A 16,956-nucleotide genomic window follows, 5' to 3' on the forward strand; every position below is an offset into this window, starting at 1 on the left:
ATGAGTCGAACGGTACACACCGACCGGGACCGCTTCCGCGCGGTCGCCGCCGCGGCGCGGGCCGGCGCGCGGGTCCCGGTCGAGCGCCGGGTCGCCGTCGACGATCCCTTCGCGGCGTACCGCCGGGCGCGGGACGGTCCCGGCGGCGTCTTCTACGAGACCACCGGCGGCCAGTCCGGCTGGGGGTACTTCGGCGTCGACCCGGTCGAGCGGCTGACCGTCTCCGGCGAGGCGACGGTCGTCGAGTCCGGGGGCTCGGCGGGGCCGGAGCGTCCCGGCGACTACCGCCGCCCGTCGCCGTCGCTTTCCGCGCTGGAGGGCGTCCTCGACGGCGAGACGCTGGCGCGCGGCGACTGCGAGGTCCCGTACCCCTGCGGCGCGTTCGGCTGGCTCTCCTACGACGCCGCCCGCGAGCTGGAGGACTTCCCCGCCGCCGCGCCCGAGGGGGCGGGCGCGGTCGACGACCGGGGCCTCCCGCGGCTTCAGGCGGCGCTCTTCGACCGAGTCGCGGCGTGGGAGTGCCCGACCGACGACGACGAGACCGTCCTGCGCGTGACCGCCTGCCTCCGCGTTCCCAAGGGGCTCGACGACCCGGACGCCAACCGCGATGCCCTCGACGCGCTGTTCGACGAGGCGGCGGAGCGGGCGGGAGACCTGATAGCCCGGATCGAGCGCGGCGACCCGGACGCGGAGGACCCGCCCGACTCGACCGCCGAGCGCGCGACCTTCGAGAGCGACGTGGGGCGGGAGGGGTACGCCGACGCGGTGCGGCGCGTCAAGGAATACGTTCGGGAGGGCGACACGTTTCAGGCGAACGTCTCTCAGCGACTGACCGCCCCCGCGGCAGTCCACCCGGTCGACGCGTACGACGCGCTCCGAGCGGTGAAACCGCGCCCTACCCCGGGCTGATCGAGTTCGGTATACGGGGGGGGGCGGTGGGACCGGAACGACGGGCCGGGAGGACGGGGCCGGGACGATAGGCCGAGTGCGAGAGACCGAGACGCTGAAACCGTCACCCGACCGGCGTCGACCTCGTGAGCGCGAGCCCCGAACTCCTTCTGGCGCGGGAGCCGACCGACGACCCAGACCGCGGCGCGCGCCTCGTCACGGAACCCATCGCCGGGACGCGCCCGCGGGGGGACGGCGACGAGGCCGACGCGGCGCTCGAAGCGGAACTGATCGGGGACGCGAAGGAGCGCGCGGAACACGCGATGTTGGTCGACCTCGAACGCAACGACCTCGGCAAGGTGTCGCGGTTCGGCACGGTCGACGTCGCGGAGTACCGCCGCGTCGACCGCTACAGCGAGGTGATGCACCTCGTGAGCCTGATCGAGGGGGAGGCCCGGCCGGACGTGGGACTGGCGGACGCGGTCGCGGCCTGCTTCCCCGGCGGGACGATCACGGGCGCGCCGAAGCCGCGGACGATGGAGATAATCGACGAACTGGAGCCGACGCGCCGCGGTCCCTACACCGGGTCGATGTTCGCGGCCGGGTTCGACGGGCGCGCGACGCTCTCTATCGTCATCCGCACGCTCGTCCGCCACGCCGCCGAGTACCACCTCCGCGTCGGGGCGGGGATCGTCCACGACTCCGACCCCGACGCCGAGTACGAGGAGACGCTCGCGAAGGCGCGCGCGCTGGTGAGCGCGGTCGACGAGGCGCTCGCGGCCGGCGGGATGGCGGTCGACGAGACGGTCGGAGAAGCGGACGAGGCGACCGGGGAGGCGGACGAGGCGGCCGGGGAGGCGGCCGACGGGACGGCCGAGGAGGCGGTCGAGCGATGACGGACGCCGACGCCGCCGAGGCGACGGCGGGCTGGCGACTGGGCGCGGGCGAGACCGACGCGCGCGTTCTCGTCGTCGACAACTACGACTCGTTCGCGTACAACCTCGTCCAGTACGTCGGCGAAGTCGCGGGCGCGGTGACGGTCCGGCGCAACGACGCGGTCGACCTCGCGGGGATCCGCGCGCTCGACCCCGACGGCGTCGTCGTCTCCCCCGGACCCGGAACCCCGGCTGACGCCGGCGTTTCGACCGCCGTCTTCGAACTCGACCGCCCCGTGTTTGGCGTCTGTCTCGGCCATCAGGCGCTCTGTGCGAGCCGCGGGAGCCGGGTGGGCCACGCGCCCGATGTCGTCCACGGGAAGCCGTCGACGATCACCCACGACGGTGAGGGCGTCTTCGCCGGGCTCCCCGACCGGCTCCGCGTCGGGCGATACCACTCGCTGTGCGTCGAGCGCGAGGACCTGCCCGACGAGCTGGTCGAGACCGCCCGCACCGAGGACGAACGCGAGGTCGTGATGGGCGTGCGCCACCGAGAGAAGCCCCACGTCGGCGTCCAGTTCCATCCGGAGAGTATCCTCACCCCGCGCGGGAAGCAGATGGTACGGAACTTCGTGGCGGGGTGCGAGCGATGAGCGACGCGACCGGGGAGGGTGACGGGCGCGAGGGAGACGACGGGCACGGGGGGGACGGCGAGCGCGAGGGAGACGGCGGACACGAGGAGGACGCCGACTCCCTGTACTACGTCGACGGCGACCTCGTCCCCGCGAGCGAGGCGACCGTCTCCGTCGAGGACCGCGGGTTCGCCTACGGCGACGCCGCCTTCGAGACGATGCGCGCGTACGGCGGCGACCTCTTCCGGTGGGAGGCGCACGCCGACCGGCTCCGTGACACCTGCGAGACGCTCGGGCTGGATCACGGGATCGCCCACGCGGACCTGAAACGACGGGTCGACGAGACGCTGGCCGCGAACGAGTTCGCGGACGCGTACGTGAAGCTCTCCATCACGCGGGGCGTTCAGCCGGGAACGCTCGATCCGGCCCCCGAGGTCGACCCGACCGTCGTCGTGATCGCGAAGCCGCTCCCGCGGGGCGGCGTCGGGAGCGAGCCGGTCCACGACGGCCCGGCCGCGATCCAGACGACGAAGACGCGCAAGGCCGCCGACCGCGCGATCCCCGCCGCCGCGAAGACGCACAACTACCTCAACGGAATCCTCGCCCGGCTCGAACTCCGCGTGACCGGCGCGGACGAGGCCCTGATGCTCGACCCGGACGGGCACGTCGCCGAGGGGGCGACCTCGAACCTCTTTTTCGCCGACGGGAACGCCCTGCGGACCCCTTCGCTCGACGGCCCGATCCTGCCTGGCGTCACCAGGGCGACCGTGATCGAGATCGCGAAAGCCGAGGGGATCCCGGTCGAGGAGGGGACGTACGCGCCGGACGCGGTCCGTTCGGCCGACGAGGTCTTCCTCACGAACTCGACGTGGGAGGTCCGCCCCGTCGCGACCGTCGACGGCATCGCGGTCGACGGCGACGGCGAGGGGGTCGCCGGCCCGCTCACGACCCTCATCTCTCGGCTGTTCGACCGCCGGATCGAGGAGAACCACTACGACGGCGAGCGACTGTGATCGGGGCAGGGGGCTGTGATCGGAGCGATCGGCGTCCGAAACGACTGACGTAGCGAGAGAGACAGGAGTCGCCCACAGCGTTATCCCGTCAGGGATCCTAAACGAGGGATGGCAGACGACAAAGACGGACGCGAGAAACAGGCGGCAGACGAGGACCGGCGACAGCGCGAGCGCGACATCGAGGCGGAACTGAGCCGCGGTGACGAGGCGGAGCCGGCGTTCGACGACGAGGCGACCGAGGCCCTCGAAGCGGCGCTCGAACCGCTGACGTTCCCCGCGACGGGACGCGAGGTCGTCGCCGCGGTTGGCGGCCGCGAGCTGGAGTCGGAGACCCGCGTGTACACCGTCGCCGACCTGATCCCCGACGCGGACCTGGAGGCGTTCGACGCGCCCGCGACGGTCCGCGACCGCGTGCGTCGGCCGGCGGTCGCAGCCGCGATGAAGCGGGTCGTCGAGGCGGCTGCCGACCTCGAGAACGCCGACTTCGGCCGGTCGCAACACGAGGCGTTCGAGCGCACCTTCCGGGCGCTGAGCGACATCGACGAACTCGACGACGAGGAGGGAGTCCGCGCCATCGCCGACTGGGTCGTCGACCGGATCAACGAGAAGGAGTCGGTTCCCGGCTCGCGAGACGTGCGCCGACAGGCGGCGAAGTACTGTCGAAAGAACGGCTACGAGGTCCGCGACGACGAGTGGCTCGGCGTGTGAGCGGCCGAGCGCGACGCATAACGTTCAAACCCGCCGCGGGCCTCGCTCGGACATGGACGAGAGCCGCCGGATCGCCGGCGTCGACGAGGTTCCCGAGGAGAGCACGCTGCTCGTGACGCTCCGACCGACCGATCCGGACGCGGTCGGCGAGGGCGAGGGTGACCTCGGGGAAGGCGAGGACGGCGACCCCGAAGTAGAGGCGATCCTCACCCGGGCCGCCGGCGAGGTGCGCGCGTTCCGCAACTACTGTCAACACTGGACGGACGTCCGCCTCGACAAGGACGACGGCGCGTTCGTCCGCAACGGGGAGGTGTTCTGTCAGAAGCACGGCGCGACGTTCGAGGCCGACGGCGGCTACTGTAACTTCGGTCCCTGCGAGGGGGCCGTCCTCGAGTCGGTCGCGGTGACCGTCGAGGGCGACGACGTGTTCCTCGACGACGACGCCTACGAGTTCGTCCGGCTCGGCCCCTCCGCGGGGAAGGGCGACGGCAGCGGCTCGCGGATCGACTTCACCGGGAACTGAGCCGCGCTCCCCGGGAACCGAGCCGGAAGCGGCCGACGGCGGGACGCGATCCGCCCGCCTCAGAAATTCGTGCGCCCGCCACCGTCCTCGCGCCCGAGCGCCTTCTGTAAGAAGTTCATCCAGCGCTTCTGGTCGGCGGCCTCCTGCCGTTTCGCCTCGGTCTCCGGGTCGGGGGCGTCTAACCCCTCCAACGCCTCTAAGGCGCGGTCGATACCGATGATTGACGCCGCCAGTTCCTCGCCCTCCTCGCGGCTCACCTCGTTCTCCTCGATCGGTTCGAGTCGGTCGAGCCGCTCGCGCCGGAGGTTGCGCTTAGCGCGGTCGACACGGTCGCGCTCGCCCGGCGGGACCGAGTCGCGGCGCTTGATCTCGAAGACGAACGAGCGCAGGTCGATCTCCTCGCCCTGGATCTCGATCGATTCCGGGATCTCGACGCCCACCGTCGAGGACTCCCGGTTGACCCGCTCTAAGAGCTGCTTCCGTTCGTACCCCTTCACGCTCGGTCGGTAGGAGACGGTCGCACTTCGCTCCTTCGCCCGGAAGGGACGACGTTAACTCCGGCGCGCCGTGAACGACACGTATGGAGTCGCTCGAAGCCGAACTCGCCGCGGCCCGCGACCTCGACGTCGCGGCCCTCGCGGACGCCATCGAGTCGATCGGGTTCGAGTGTACGCGCTGTGGCGGCTGCTGTACCGGCTACGCCCCGGACGAACCGGGCGGCGCGCCGGCCGGAGCGGGGGTCGGCGAGGACGGCGACGAAGACGGGACCGGAGTCGGCAGCGCGGCGGACTGCCACGGGAGCGACGCGGCCGACGACGCCGACCGCGAGCCGCACACCGCGACCGTCTTCCCGGACGAGGTCCGCCGCGTCGCCGACGCCGCGGAAGATGCCACCGGCGAGGCGTACGACTGGCGCGACGTGGCCCGGCCGATGCCGTTCGGCCTCGACACCGACGCCGAGGGCGACCCGGTCGGCGAGACGTTCGAATGGGCGCTCGCGACCGACGACTGCGGCGACTGTACCTTCTACGAGGAGTCCGACGGGCAGGGGGCGTGTACGGTCCACGACGCCCGACCGCTCATCTGCCGAACCTATCCGTTCAGCGTCGCGCTGGAGGGGACGAGCCAGCCGATGGGCGAGGCGGTCGACGAGGCGGGCGTCGTCCGCGCCCACGAGTGCGAGGGTCTCGGCCGCGACATCTCGCGCGAGGATGCCGAGGAGCTGGCCGCCGCGCTGAAGGAACGGGCCGTCCGCGAACTGGAGGAGGCGATCGGCGTCCGCGACGGCTACGACCCCGGCGCGGGCGACCGCGCCGACGGCGACGTCGTCGTCTTCGACTCCGAGGGGCCGAAGGAGGCCGACGGGACCCCCGTCCGCGGAGAATAGCGGTCAGACGCCGGATCTCCTCGCTCTCAGACCGCGTCCAGCGCCGCGTCCACGTCGGCGCGGATCGCCTCGCGGGCGTCCGCCTCCGGGAGCGTGAGCGGCGGGCGCACGGCCGGGTCCGGGATGAACCCGCGGTGGGCGGCCGCGACCTTCGTCGCGGGCGCGAAGCCGTGGGCGGCACAGCGGTCGAACAGCGGGGCGACCGCGCGGCGGTGGAGCGCCAGCGCCCGGTCGTCGTCGCCCTCGCGGATCGCCTCGCCGAGCGCGACGAAGACCTCCGGGATCACCTGCGAGAGCGCGTGGATCCCGCCGTCGACGCCGAGGCTCGCGCTCGGGTACAGCTGGGCGTCGACGCCCTGAAAGACGGCGAAGGAGTCGGGCGTCTCGCGGATCTTCGCTTCGAGGCCGGTGAGGTCGCCGGTCGTGTCCTTCACCCCGACGACCGACTCGCGGGCCGCCGCGTCGGCGAGCACGTCGACGTCGACGGACTCGCCGACCGTCGCCGGGATGTCGTACAGGACGATCGGGAGCGGCGCGTCTTCGGCGACCGCCTCGACGAACGCCCGCTGACCGTTCGGACTCGTCGATCCGTGGTAGTACGGGAGCGTGACGAGGCCGGCGTCGGCCCCGGCCGCCGCGGCGGCCGAGAGGTGCGATCGCACCCGCGAGACCGAGGTGTCGGCCGCGCCGGCGATCACGGGAACCCGCCCGTCGGCCGCGTCGACGACGGTCTCGACGACGGTCCGTCGCTCGTCGTCGTCGAGGCTGGCGAACTCGCCGGTCGTGCCACAGGGGACCATCCCGTCGATTCCGGCGGCGACGAGCGCGTCGACGTGGCTCGCGAGCGCGTCGGTGTCGATGTCGGCGACCGCGGCATCGGCGTCGGCGTCGAACGGCGTCACGATCGGCGGCGAGACGGCGGCGTGCGGGAGATCGAGGATCGTCACACGCGACGGTTCGGCGGGCGACGACAAATGCGTTGGCCACCGCCGAGCGCGCGGCGACCGGCGGGTCCTGACTGTGTCGGCGGTACAACTATACTACCGCGCGCCCAGCCTTCGATGGAGTCTACTATGGAAATCTCCGAGAAACTCCTCTGTCTGTTCAGCGCGGAAGTCCGGGAGACCGACGACGGCGAGTTCGTCGTCGACGTGCCGAAACGAGAGATCGACACCGGATCGCTGGAACCGGGCGAGACGTACCGCGTCGCGCTCGTCGCCCGCGACGGGTCCGGCGACGCGGGTGCTGACGACGCCGACCGCTCCGCGTCGCACGACGGCGACGGCCCGCAGCCGCCGGTCGAACCCGGCGAGATGCGGTACGTCGAGATCGAGGACCTCGGCAAGCAGGGCGACGGGATCGCCCGGGTCGAGCGCGGCTACGTCATCATCGTCCCGGACACCGAGGTCGGCGAGCGCGTGAAGATCGAAGTGACGGAAGTGAAGTCCAACTTCGCCGTCGGCGAGGTCGTCGAAGCGGCGGTCTAAACCGGGAGCCGTTACTTTTCGTCCGGCACTCTGGCGTCCCAGTACGACACCGACGCGACGTAGTCGCCGGGGATCGTGTTCCCGGCCAGCTCGTCGAGCGCGCGGAACGGCTTCGCGACCGCGCCCGGAAGCTCGCGGTAGAAGCCGTACGGCAGTACGAAGTCGTGTTCCTCGTTCGCGAGCGTGAGCCCCGCCTCGCCGAGCATGGCGGCGACCTGTCGCTCGGAGTAGAGCCGCGACCCCATCGGGAGCAGCCACGTGTACAGCGTCCGTAGGCTGCGGCTGTTGAACGTGTCGAAGAACACCTGATCGCGGCTGACCCGACAGAGCTCCTTCGCGAACGGGACCGGGTCGTCCATCAGGTGGAAGAATCGCATCGCGACGACCGTGTCGAAGTGGTCGTCCGGGAACGGGAGCCGCGAGGCGTCGCCGCGGAGGAACTCGACCGCGTCGGCGTGGCCGGCCGCCGCGACCTTCTCGCGGGCCTGTTCGAGCATCTCGCGGGAGACGTCGAGTCCGACGACGTCCGCGCCCTGGTCGGCGAGCATCGTCGTGAACCGACCGGTGCCGCAGGCGACCTCCAGCACGCGGTGGCCCGGATCGACGGGACCCAGCGCGGAGAGGACGGCTTCTTTCTCCCGGCGGTCGATGAGCTGTCCCCCGCCGGAGAACCGGACGTCGTCGTACTCCTCGGCGACCTCGTCGGCCTGGTACCAGTCCTGTCCCTTCACGTTGTCCGTGATGGAAGCCGGACCGACAAAACCGTACTGGATGCGGTCCGGCGTCGGTCCGTCGCGGCGGTCGGTGTCTCCGCAGTCGTCGCCGCGGTCACCCGCTCGTGGCGACGTTCTCGGCGGGAATTCGGATTATCACCCGCGCGCCCTCCTCCTCGTCATGGTGGGGGTACTCGTCGACGCCGAAGTAGCGGCGGGCGAGCTCGTCGATGTGTTCGCGCGCGCCCTTCTCGCTCAGTTCGGCCTCGCCGCGGACGGAGACGTAGCGGTACGGGTCGTCGGGGTCGAGCACGCTGACGCCGACCTTCGGGTTGTGACGGGCGTTCCGCTCCTTTCGCCGCCCGCGGGCGGTGTTCACGAGGACGTACTCGCGGTCCTCGTGGTCGACCCACACCGGCGTGACGTGGGGGAGGCCGTCCGGCCCGACGGTGGCGAAGTGCGCGTACGACTCGGCTTCGAGGATGTCGACGTGGGACTCGGGGATCACGCGACGAGCTACGGGCGCTCGCCGGAAAACGTGACGGGCAGATCATCGGAGGGATCCGCGCCGAAACGTGATATTAACACATTATATTATCACAGGCAGATTCCCCTATATGTAGCCAACCTTTACCACTACCCGTGGGATTCGTGTGAGACATGAGTACCAGTCCCGCGGAGACCGCTGACCAAGAGCGCCTGTCGGAGTCCGAGTACCGCGACCGCCTGCGCGAACTGCCCCCGAGCGCCAAGCTCGTCGCCAAAGTGCTGGAGGGCGACGCGCCCCTCTCGCAGGGCGGCCTCGCCGAGGAGTCGCTGCTGCCGGACCGCACGGTCCGCTACGCGCTCAACCGCCTCGAAGAGGAGGGGCTCGTGGACTCGCGGTACAGCTTCAAGGACGCGCGCAAGCAGGTGTACTACCTCACCGTCTAAGACCGTCCAGTTCACAGCGATACAAGGGCGGAAGCCCACGACTTCAGTTGTGAGAGGAAGGCCGAAGGGGTACCAAAGCAACAGATTGATGACTTGTCCTCGGATAAGTGGTCGTAATCCCTGACAGCCAAATGTGTTGGCAGGGATGGGCTGTCCGTCAGCCAGCCCCGACATCGGGGGCACGCTTGGCCCACCGATAATTAAATTGGCGCTGGCCGTGCGGTGTAGGGTCATCCAAGCCCACGACTTCAGTCGTGGGTAGCTGACGCCGACTCGCAGATCGCGACGAAGTTCTCGAAGACCTCCTCGCCGCGCTCCGTGTGGGCGACCTCCGGGTGCCACTGGACGCCGTACAGCCCTGCGTCCGGGTCGGCCATCGCCTCGATGTCGCAGACCTCGGAGGTGGCGGTGCGGTCGAACCCGTCGGGAAGTTCCGTCACCTCGTCGGCGTGCGAGGCCCAGACGCGCGTCTCCGGCGCGAGCGAGCCGACGAGCGGGTCCTCGTCGTCGACGATCTCGACGTCGACGTCGGCGTAACCGCCGTAGTCGCCCGCGCCAACCGCGCCGTCCAGCTCCGCCGCGATCAGCTGCATCCCGAGGCAGATCCCGAGGACGGGAACGTCGCCGTCGAGGTGGTCCGGGGCGTTGCCGACGCGGTCCATGTCCGGCCCGCCCGAGAGGACGATCCCGTCGGCGTCGACCTCGTCGGCCGGCGTCTCCGCCGACACGATCTCGGTGTCGACGCCGAGGTCGCGGAGCGCCCGCCGTTCGAGGTGCGTGAACTGGCCGTGGAGGTCGATGACGACGATCCGAGTCATGGACTCGATTGACGGCTCCCGCACAAAAACGGCTCGGAACGGGAGACAGTACTGTGGTGGTTCCGGCGTCTAAACGGCCAAGAAGTACACGAACGTGTATCAAATGCCGGATGACGGGGTTCGCGGCCGCCACCGCTCACAGGTCGAGCGGGCCCGACTTCGTGAACTCGCGGAGCAGCACCGTCGCGTACGACCCGCTCGGCAGCGCGAACCCGAAGCGAGGGTCCCCGTCCGCCAAGGACACGTCGAGGTCCGTCCGGAGGAGAATCGCCCGGCGGGTCCCCTTCGAATCGAACTCGCCGGGGAGCGCGAAGTCGGCCGGCTCGATCCCGGCGTCCGCGAGGACCTCGCGCTCGATCTCTCCCGGCTCGCCGTCGCCGAGGTCGGTCTCGGTGCCGACAAGCGGCGCGGTGACGAACGCCCGCCCGCGCTCGCAGTGCCGCGAGACGACCTCGACCCGGTCGGCGTCGACCCGCTGGAGCCGGTCCGCGTCCGGCGCGTACAGCTCGTCGGGCGCGTCGCCGTCGGCGAAACAGACCACGTCGCCGGCGACGGGACGCTCGAACGGGAGCCCGCGGCGCAGCCGCTCGCTCACGATCCGGTTGAACAGGAACGACTGGGCGGCGTTGACGAACAGCCGCTGGAGGTTCGAGGGTACGGCCTCCAGCGCGTGCCACCAGTCCTCGTCGTCGGGCGGCGCGTCGGGGTCGACGCCGCGGTCGGCGAGCCGGTGGACCATCGAGCGCTCGAACCGGAGCTTGCCGGGAATCTCGTCGAGACAGGCCGCCCAGTCGCCGTCGCCCGTCCCGTCGGCGGCGGAGCGTTCGGCGTCGTCGACGCCGGCGGCGACGCCCCCGCCGGCGACGTCGGAGTCCACCCCGAACGCCGCGTCGACGCGGTCGCGCGCGGCCCGCGTGTCGTCCGGCTCCGTCGCCGCCGGGTTGCCGGCGTACAGCCGGACCGCCTCGCGGGGGTCGTTCCGGGCGATCGCGAGCCCGACGACGTGCGTGACCGGCCGCCGGCTGCCGAAGCGCTGCTGGCCGAAGTAGTTCGGCACGCCGACGGTCGCGTCGATCGGGAACCCGCGGTCGTTGAGGGCGTCCTCCGCGTCACCCGTATCGCCCGCGTCCTCCGCGTCACCCGTATCGCCCGCGTCCTCCGCGTCGCCCGCGTCCTCCGCGTCGCCCGCGAACGCCCGGAGGTCGCGCACCGCGGCGGCGACGCGCTCGGGGGCGTCGTCGACCGCGTCCGCGACCCGGATCTCGAAGGCGTTGCCGGCGAGGTCGCCGAACGAGAGGCTCCGGCCCGCCCGGCCGAGCGCCTCGATCTCGGCCCCGCGGATCTCGGGGAGGTCGTCGGGGTCGGCCCCGCGGACCGTGAACAGCTGCGTGGTGACCGCTCGCTTGTCCTTCGTCCCGGCCCACGAGACGCGCTCGCGGCTGACCCCGAGCGCGTCGGAGAGCCGCCGCGCGAAGTCGTTCGTGTCCCAGTCGCGGAGCGTCGCCCGGACCACCAGCTCCGGATAGCTCCCGGTGTCGGCGTCGAGCGGCTCCGCGTCGAACGCCTCCAGCTCTCGGACCCGGAAGTCGTCGGGCGACTCGCGCAGGCGGCCGCCGATCCCGTCCGCGTCGCTGACGTAGTACTCGATCCCGACGGCCCGCTCCGTCGGGTGCGCCTCGCGGAGCGTGTGTTCTGGAGCCATTCAGTACAGCGAGAGGTCGCCGGTCACGCGGTCGACGCTGTCGTCGCGGGCCGGCCCGACCGCGAGCGCGGTGACGGTCCCCGGGTCGAGCTGGGTGTGGCCGGCGTCGCGAACGATCGCGTACGGCAACCCCTCCTTGTCCGCCTTGTCGGCCAGTTCGAACAGCTGGCTCTCGGAGTCGCCCTTGAGGACGACCTTCTTCTGTCCCTCCCCCTGCCACTTCTTCCGGGCGCGCCGGCCCGCGTCCTGGTACGCCGACAGCGACGCGTGCGCGACCTGCGCGGCGAGTTTCCCCTCGCCCATGCCGATGTCCGTCCGGGCGACGATGGCCTGTTTCATGCCTCCACCCACCGCCGCCGCGGGTTTAGCGCTTCCCTCTCGGCCGCCGTGGCGAGGGCTGGTGGCTGTCAAAATAAGTGAAAAAGGTCCGCGAGAGTGACCGCGCCGTCAGTCGTCGGCCGGCGCTGCGCCGCCACGGGAACTCGATCCGAGTCCGGCGGCCACGTCCGCGACCGTGCGCTCGTTGTCGACGACCCACCGCAGCAGGAGGAACGCGAAGAGGTACTTCGCGATGATGTCCATCCCGCTGTAGGCCCACGAGGTGACGGCGACGTCGAGCACCGCGAGTCCCTCCGCGCCGAGCGCCCAGAAGATCGGGTAGCCGAGCCAGAGGACGACGGTGAGGATCTTCAGCGTGTTGAATATCTCACTGGTACCGGCGATTTCGGCATCCTCGGCCCACTCGGCGAGCAGGATGTAGAGGACGACGACGAAGAACGCGCAGCTGATGACGTACCATACCCAGCGCAGCAGGTAGGAGGAGGTGGTCAGCGCGGCCGCGAGCCCCGTGACGCACATCCCGATGTCGGCCACGACGGCCGTGAACAGCTTTGTCATGTTCGATCCGGCCAGCAGTCCGAGCGCGATGAGGATCATCGGCGTCGACAGCGCCCACGTGAGATACCGACCCCACGGGGTGAGCACTTCCTGCCCGGCCAACGCGTGTCCGGCCGGCATTTCGAGGAAGCTTACCGTGAGCCCGGAGACGAGACCGGTGTAACTCGAGATGGACACCAGCGGCACCATCATGGCGGCGACGAAGATGAGCTGCGCGCGCGGGTCCTCCAAGTTCCGCCCCATATAGAGGAACGCGAGTATCGAGAGGCCGGCGAGCGCGATGTTGATCCAGAGCGACGACGCCAAGAGCGTGTCGGCCTGAATGGCCTCGAATATCTCCGTCTGGGTCATTTCGAGCGGGACTGTTCCGCTTGCGAGTAAGTCAGCTGCTGCTGTTTCGATCATGCGACGTTTCAGTATAACGTGGTGGATTTATTAAATGTACTAACCTGACTGGTAAGGCTTTCTTGACTGATTCCGATATTAGTTCGGATTATTTGAACGTTTTTGATTCTGTGAGGCTGAGGTGGACGGATGTCCCACATCCCGTCGATCAGCGTCCGACCAGCGGGAGGCGGTCGAGCGGCCCGCCGGCGACGTCGGCTTTGACCGCGTCCGCGCAGTGTTCGCCGCCGAGCAGACACATCGGCACGCCGATCCCGGGGTTGCTGCTCCCGCCGACGTAGTAGAGCCGATCGGTCCCCCGGACGCGCGGTCCCGGGCGGAGCGGTCCGGTCTGCCACATCGTGTGCGCGAGGCCGAGCGCGGTCCCGCCGGGCTGGTCGAACCGGTCCGCGAACTCGGAGACGCACGCCGACTCCTCGGCGACGATCCGGTCCCGGAGGTCGACGCCGGTCCGCGACGCCACCGCGTCGAGGACGCGGTCCCGGAGCGCGCCCCGTCGCTCCGGCGTGTCGTCGAGGCCCGGCGCGAGCGGGACGAGCGTCACGACCGCCTCGTGGCCGTCGGGCGCAACCGCCGGGTCCGTCCGCGACGGGACGTTCACGTACACCACCGGCTCGGTGTCGCCCGTCGGCCACGCGGGGTCGTCGAAGATCGCCTCGAAGTGCGGGTCCCAGTCCGTCGGGAGCGCGAGCGTGTGGTGTTCGAGATCCGGCAGCGACCCCTCGACGCCGAGGTACAGCAGGTGCGCGGCGGGGCCGTACGTCCGCGACTCCCAGTAGTTGCCGAGCCGCGGCACCGTCCCCTCGGGGAGCAGTTCGCGCTCGACGTGCGCCGGCGGCGCGTTGCAGACGACCCGGTCGTGGACGTACCGGTCGCCGCCGAGTTCGACGCCGATCCCCTCGTCGAGCGGCTCCAGTCCCGTCACCGAGACGCCCGTGTGAACGTCCGCGCCGGCGTCCTCGGCGACCGTCTCGACCGCCTCGACGACCTCGTACATCCCGCCCAGCGGGTAGTAGACGCCCAGCCCGTAGTCGACGTGGCTCATCAGCTGGTACAGCGCCGGCGTGTTGTGCGGCGACCCCCCGAGAAACACGAGGGTGTACTCCAGCAGCTGTCGCAGCTTCGGGTGGTCGACGTACGTCCGCACCTGCTCGTCGAGGCTGGAGAGCAGGTCGAGCTCTCGCCCCCCGGCGACGACGTCGAGCGAGAGGTAGTCGCGGAACCGCGACCGCCCGGGGAACACGAACCGGTTCATCCCGGCGTCGTACGCCCGCTCCGCGTCGTCGAGGTACTCGCGGAAGGCGTCGCCCGCGCCCGGCTCGTACGACTCGAACAGGTCGGCGGCCGCCGCGGGGTCGGCAGGCACGTCGGCGCGGTCGCCGTCGTCCCAGAACACGCGATAGTGCGGGTCGAGGCGTTCGAGCTCGTAGAACTCCGCCGGCGACCGGTCGAAGTCCGCGAAGAACCGCTCGAACAGCTCCGGCAGCAGGTACCACGACGGCCCGGTGTCGAACCGGAACCCGTCGACTTCGAGCCGGCCGGCCACCCCGCCCACGCGCTCGGCGCGCTCGTACACCGTCACCTCCGCGCCGGCGGCCGAGAGGTACGCGGCCGCCGAGAGCCCGCCGATGCCGCCTCCGACCACCCCCACCGACTGCCCACGGAGCGCCTCGTCGCTCATGCGTGTGTTACGGGTTCGTCTCGTGTGAGTCGTTTCCAACTCTCGTCGGGACTTTATGAGGCCGTCCGTCGAGCCGCCCCGAGGCGTACTCGTTCGGCTCGCTTTTTTTCCGACTTCGGCCGTACGATCGAGGTATGGGACGGCGATCGCAGTCGTCTGACTCCACCTCCGCCAACGCCGTCGAATCGGGGTCGACCGGCTCGGCGGGGTCCGACGGCCTCGCCGGTTCGAACGGGTCCGACGCCGCCGGCGACGACCACGCCGAGGCGGAGCCGGTCCGGGGCGCTTCGGACGCGTCGCCGAGCGGGGCGGCGTGCGGCGACGCCGGGGTCCGCGTCGAGGTCGTGGTCCGCGACCCGACGCTCGCCCCGGTCGCGGAGGCGCTGCCGCCGGGGGCGGTCGCCGAGGATGTTGACCGCGTTCGCGTCGACGGCGCGGTCGTCTCGCAGTTCCGGGCCGACCGACGAGTCGACGCGGAGCTCGTCTTCGACGGCGGCGACGAGCTCGTGTACCGCTGCCGGTGCGGCGCGACGGGGCCGTTCCCCGCCGACGCCGTCGAGTCGCTCGGCTACCCCGTCTCCTCGGTCACGGTTCGGACGGCACCCGACCGCGTCCGACTGGGGCTGTCGCTGCCCGCGGCCGACCCGCTCGGCGAGGTGATCGACGCGCTGGAGGCGACCGGCGGGTCGGTGCGGCTCGAACGGCTCACCAGCTCCGGCGGGGCCGACACCCGATCGGACCCCGTCGTCGTCGACCGCGGACGGCTCACGGAGCGACAGCGAGAGGTGATCCGGACCGCCCACCGGCTCGGCTACTTCGAACACCCCCGTGGGGCGAGCGCGACGGAGGTCGCCGACGACATCGGCATCGCCCGCGCCACCTTCTCGGAACACCTCGCGGCGGCGCAGCGGCGCGTCTTCGAGGACCTCGTCGGCGGGTGAACCGCCTCGAACGCCGCCGACCCCTTCCCACGCGACGGGGGCGACCGCGGTATTGAAACCGTCCAAGCCCTCAGATGGGGTATGTACCGGAGACGGTTCCTTCGGCGGGCCGGTGCCGTCGGGAGCGCGGCGGCGACCGTCGGGCTCGCCGGCTGCGCGGGCGTCGGCGGTGAACCGGACTACGACGTCGGCATGCTCGCCAGCGCGTACGAGCCGCGGCAGGTCACGGTCGCCGTCGGCGACACCGTCGCCTGGATGAACACGAGCGCGCGGGCGCACACCGTCACCGCGACCGAAGGCGGGATCCCGGATGCCGCCGAGTTCTTCGCCTCGGGCGGGTTCGACGACTACGCGACCGCGAAAGAGGCGTGGGACGCCGACTTCGGGGGTATCTTGGAGAGCGGCGACCGCTTCGAACACACCTTCACCGTTCCCGGCGCGTACGAGTACGTCTGTATCCCCCACCGCGAGGGCGGCATGTACGGGACCGTCGTCGTGGAGGAGTGAGCCGCCCCGATGTCCCTCTCGTCGCTCCTCGGGACCGACGTGCTGCTGTTCGCCGCGATCGGGCTGCTCGGCGGCGCGCACTGCATCGGAATGTGCGGTCCGCTCGTCACCGTCTACGCGAGCCGGATGGACGCCGACGCCGGCCGGACCGACGGCGGCGAGGCTGACGCCGCCCGCACCCCGAGCGCGGCGACCGGCCGCGAGGGGCACCTGACAACCTACGAGGTCCGCCAGCACGCGCTGTTCAACCTCGGGCGCGCCGCGAGCTACGCCACCATCGGCACGGCCCTCGGCGCGCTCGGCGGCGCGGTCCTCGTCACGGCCGCGACCCTGACGGGGGCCGCCGAGGCCGTCCGCGGCGGGGTGGGCCTCCTCGTCGGCGCGGCCGTGATCCTCGTCGGCGTCCGCTACCTCCTCGGGGGCGCGACCGGCGGGGTCCACCTCCCCGGACTCGAACGCGTCACGGGCTGTCTCACGGGCCACGTCGACCGGCTCGCGAACGGCCCGGGGATCGTCGCGCTCGGCGCGGTCCACGGACTCCTCCCCTGTCCGATCCTCTATCCGGCGTACCTGTACGCCTTCGCGAGCGGCTCCGCGGTCGCGGGCGGCGTCGCGCTCGGCGCGCTCGGACTCGGCACGATCCCCGCCGTCTTCGCGTACGGGACGCTGATCGAGAGCGTCGACCCCGTCTCGCGCCGCCGGATCCACCGGTTGCTCGGCGTCGCGTTCGTCGCGCTCGGCTACGTCCTGTTCGCGCACGGGCTGATGGCGGTCGGCGTTCACGTGCCGCACCCGAGCCTCCCGTTCTGGAACCCGCTCGACGTCGCCGGCGCAGGGGGGATGTGA

19 protein-coding genes and 1 pseudogene are annotated in these 16,956 nt (G+C 71.2%); 11 read left to right on the plus strand and 9 right to left on the minus strand.

Annotated features, from left to right (window positions below; genetic code table 11):
• The 5 genes and pseudogenes from QOL69_RS12280 (at position 1) to QOL69_RS12300 (ending at position 4,639) form a co-directional block, all read left to right on the plus strand.
• Positions 1 to 1,784: pseudogene (locus tag QOL69_RS12280) on the plus strand (anthranilate synthase component I family protein).
• Positions 1,781 to 2,416, plus strand: a complete 636-nt coding sequence (locus QOL69_RS12285; protein ID WP_283403399.1) for an anthranilate synthase component II — start codon at positions 1,781 to 1,783, stop codon at positions 2,414 to 2,416. Before QOL69_RS12280 ends, QOL69_RS12285 begins: the two are co-directional and overlap by 4 nt.
• The gene (locus QOL69_RS12290; protein ID WP_283403400.1) at positions 2,413 to 3,408 is read left to right on the plus strand and encodes an aminotransferase class IV; all 996 of its coding nucleotides are present in this window, start codon (positions 2,413 to 2,415) and stop codon (positions 3,406 to 3,408) included. The genes QOL69_RS12285 and QOL69_RS12290 overlap by 4 nt, the downstream gene beginning before the upstream one ends.
• A 108-nt stretch (positions 3,409 to 3,516) precedes the next feature.
• Positions 3,517 to 4,116 (plus strand): DUF5789 family protein, encoded by a 600-nt coding sequence (locus QOL69_RS12295; RefSeq protein ID WP_283403401.1) that lies wholly within the window; start codon positions 3,517 to 3,519, stop codon positions 4,114 to 4,116.
• A 52-nt stretch (positions 4,117 to 4,168) separates the two neighbouring features.
• Positions 4,169 to 4,639, plus strand: coding sequence for a Rieske (2Fe-2S) protein (locus QOL69_RS12300; RefSeq protein ID WP_283403402.1), 471 nt, complete (start codon positions 4,169 to 4,171; stop codon positions 4,637 to 4,639).
• 59 nt (positions 4,640 to 4,698) lie between these two features.
• Here QOL69_RS12300 and QOL69_RS12305 read toward each other — a convergent pair whose 3' ends face one another.
• The gene (locus QOL69_RS12305) at positions 4,699 to 5,136 is read right to left on the minus strand and encodes a DUF5788 family protein (protein ID WP_048078302.1); all 438 of its coding nucleotides are present in this window, start codon (positions 5,134 to 5,136) and stop codon (positions 4,699 to 4,701) included.
• Between the two features lie 83 nt (positions 5,137 to 5,219).
• Between QOL69_RS12305 and QOL69_RS12310 the strand changes: the two genes are divergently transcribed.
• Positions 5,220 to 6,026: a YkgJ family cysteine cluster protein gene (locus QOL69_RS12310; protein WP_283403403.1), complete on the plus strand. Its 807-nt coding sequence runs from the start codon at positions 5,220 to 5,222 to the stop codon at positions 6,024 to 6,026.
• Between the two features lie 26 nt (positions 6,027 to 6,052).
• Here QOL69_RS12310 and QOL69_RS12315 read toward each other — a convergent pair whose 3' ends face one another.
• Positions 6,053 to 6,973, minus strand: a complete 921-nt coding sequence (locus QOL69_RS12315; RefSeq protein ID WP_283403404.1) for a dihydrodipicolinate synthase family protein — start codon at positions 6,971 to 6,973, stop codon at positions 6,053 to 6,055.
• Between the two features lie 126 nt (positions 6,974 to 7,099).
• On the opposite strand from QOL69_RS12315, the gene QOL69_RS12320 reads away from it, so the two are divergent.
• Positions 7,100 to 7,513, plus strand: coding sequence for a TRAM domain-containing protein (locus tag QOL69_RS12320; RefSeq protein WP_283403405.1), 414 nt, complete (start codon positions 7,100 to 7,102; stop codon positions 7,511 to 7,513).
• Between the two features lie 11 nt (positions 7,514 to 7,524).
• Here the strand turns inward: QOL69_RS12320 and QOL69_RS12325 are convergent, their stop codons facing one another.
• Positions 7,525 to 8,244 (minus strand): class I SAM-dependent methyltransferase, encoded by a 720-nt coding sequence (locus QOL69_RS12325; RefSeq protein WP_283403406.1) that lies wholly within the window; start codon positions 8,242 to 8,244, stop codon positions 7,525 to 7,527.
• 97 nt (positions 8,245 to 8,341) lie between these two features.
• Positions 8,342 to 8,734 carry a PPOX class F420-dependent oxidoreductase gene (locus tag QOL69_RS12330; protein ID WP_283403407.1) on the minus strand — a complete coding sequence of 131 codons (393 nt, stop codon included), beginning with the start codon at positions 8,732 to 8,734 and terminating at the stop codon, positions 8,342 to 8,344.
• Positions 8,735 to 8,886: 152 nt separating this feature from the next.
• Here QOL69_RS12330 and QOL69_RS12335 point away from each other — a divergent pair, with 152 nt between their 5' ends.
• Positions 8,887 to 9,159: a MarR family transcriptional regulator gene (locus tag QOL69_RS12335; protein ID WP_156588733.1), complete on the plus strand. Its 273-nt coding sequence runs from the start codon at positions 8,887 to 8,889 to the stop codon at positions 9,157 to 9,159.
• Positions 9,160 to 9,407: 248 nt separating this feature from the next.
• Here QOL69_RS12335 and QOL69_RS12340 read toward each other — a convergent pair whose 3' ends face one another.
• The 5 genes from QOL69_RS12340 to crtI form a co-directional block, all read right to left on the minus strand.
• Complete coding sequence (locus QOL69_RS12340; RefSeq protein ID WP_283403408.1) at positions 9,408 to 9,977, minus strand: GMP synthase subunit A; 570 nt, start codon at positions 9,975 to 9,977, stop codon at positions 9,408 to 9,410.
• Between the two features lie 136 nt (positions 9,978 to 10,113).
• Positions 10,114 to 11,679, minus strand: coding sequence for a tRNA pseudouridine(13) synthase TruD (gene truD, locus QOL69_RS12345; protein WP_283403409.1), 1,566 nt, complete (start codon positions 11,677 to 11,679; stop codon positions 10,114 to 10,116).
• Positions 11,680 to 12,018: a peptidyl-tRNA hydrolase Pth2 gene (pth2, locus tag QOL69_RS12350; RefSeq protein WP_008581783.1), complete on the minus strand. Its 339-nt coding sequence runs from the start codon at positions 12,016 to 12,018 to the stop codon at positions 11,680 to 11,682.
• A 108-nt stretch (positions 12,019 to 12,126) separates the two neighbouring features.
• The gene (locus tag QOL69_RS12355; RefSeq protein WP_048078306.1) at positions 12,127 to 12,927 is read right to left on the minus strand and encodes a bacteriorhodopsin; all 801 of its coding nucleotides are present in this window, start codon (positions 12,925 to 12,927) and stop codon (positions 12,127 to 12,129) included.
• Between the two features lie 202 nt (positions 12,928 to 13,129).
• Positions 13,130 to 14,662: a phytoene desaturase family protein gene (crtI, locus tag QOL69_RS12360; protein ID WP_283403410.1), complete on the minus strand. Its 1,533-nt coding sequence runs from the start codon at positions 14,660 to 14,662 to the stop codon at positions 13,130 to 13,132.
• Between the two features lie 134 nt (positions 14,663 to 14,796).
• On the opposite strand from crtI, the gene QOL69_RS12365 reads away from it, so the two are divergent.
• The 3 genes from QOL69_RS12365 (at position 14,797) to QOL69_RS12375 (ending at position 16,956) form a co-directional block, all read left to right on the plus strand.
• Positions 14,797 to 15,603 (plus strand): helix-turn-helix domain-containing protein, encoded by an 807-nt coding sequence (locus QOL69_RS12365; protein ID WP_283403411.1) that lies wholly within the window; start codon positions 14,797 to 14,799, stop codon positions 15,601 to 15,603.
• An 81-nt stretch (positions 15,604 to 15,684) separates the two neighbouring features.
• Positions 15,685 to 16,110: a cupredoxin domain-containing protein gene (locus QOL69_RS12370; RefSeq protein WP_283403412.1), complete on the plus strand. Its 426-nt coding sequence runs from the start codon at positions 15,685 to 15,687 to the stop codon at positions 16,108 to 16,110.
• A 9-nt stretch (positions 16,111 to 16,119) separates the two neighbouring features.
• Positions 16,120 to 16,956 (plus strand): sulfite exporter TauE/SafE family protein, encoded by an 837-nt coding sequence (locus QOL69_RS12375; protein WP_283403413.1) that lies wholly within the window; start codon positions 16,120 to 16,122, stop codon positions 16,954 to 16,956.

It is taken from the genome of Halorubrum sp. DM2, assembly GCF_901686465.1.
GTDB lineage: Archaea > Halobacteriota > Halobacteria > Halobacteriales > Haloferacaceae > Halorubrum.

Excerpts from the sequence above, each read along its gene's own strand:
- QOL69_RS12340 (WP_283403408.1), bottom strand. The coding sequence starts at position 9,977 with ATGACTCGGATCGTCGTCATCGACCTCCACGGCCAGTTCACGCACCTC.
- QOL69_RS12370 (WP_283403412.1), top strand. The coding sequence starts at position 15,685 with ATGTACCGGAGACGGTTCCTTCGGCGGGCCGGTGCCGTCGGGAGCGCG.
- QOL69_RS12335 (WP_156588733.1), top strand. The coding sequence starts at position 8,887 with ATGAGTACCAGTCCCGCGGAGACCGCTGACCAAGAGCGCCTGTCGGAG.
- QOL69_RS12365 (WP_283403411.1), top strand. The coding sequence starts at position 14,797 with ATGGGACGGCGATCGCAGTCGTCTGACTCCACCTCCGCCAACGCCGTC.
- QOL69_RS12320 (WP_283403405.1), top strand. The coding sequence starts at position 7,100 with ATGGAAATCTCCGAGAAACTCCTCTGTCTGTTCAGCGCGGAAGTCCGG.
- QOL69_RS12285 (WP_283403399.1), top strand. The coding sequence starts at position 1,781 with ATGACGGACGCCGACGCCGCCGAGGCGACGGCGGGCTGGCGACTGGGC.
- QOL69_RS12375 (WP_283403413.1), top strand. The coding sequence starts at position 16,120 with ATGTCCCTCTCGTCGCTCCTCGGGACCGACGTGCTGCTGTTCGCCGCG.
- QOL69_RS12295 (WP_283403401.1), top strand. The coding sequence starts at position 3,517 with ATGGCAGACGACAAAGACGGACGCGAGAAACAGGCGGCAGACGAGGAC.
- crtI (WP_283403410.1), bottom strand. The coding sequence starts at position 14,662 with ATGAGCGACGAGGCGCTCCGTGGGCAGTCGGTGGGGGTGGTCGGAGGC.
- QOL69_RS12300 (WP_283403402.1), top strand. The coding sequence starts at position 4,169 with ATGGACGAGAGCCGCCGGATCGCCGGCGTCGACGAGGTTCCCGAGGAG.
- QOL69_RS12355 (WP_048078306.1), bottom strand. The coding sequence starts at position 12,927 with ATGACCCAGACGGAGATATTCGAGGCCATTCAGGCCGACACGCTCTTG.
- pth2 (WP_008581783.1), bottom strand. The coding sequence starts at position 12,018 with ATGAAACAGGCCATCGTCGCCCGGACGGACATCGGCATGGGCGAGGGG.
- truD (WP_283403409.1), bottom strand. The coding sequence starts at position 11,679 with ATGGCTCCAGAACACACGCTCCGCGAGGCGCACCCGACGGAGCGGGCC.
- QOL69_RS12310 (WP_283403403.1), top strand. The coding sequence starts at position 5,220 with ATGGAGTCGCTCGAAGCCGAACTCGCCGCGGCCCGCGACCTCGACGTC.
- QOL69_RS12290 (WP_283403400.1), top strand. The coding sequence starts at position 2,413 with ATGAGCGACGCGACCGGGGAGGGTGACGGGCGCGAGGGAGACGACGGG.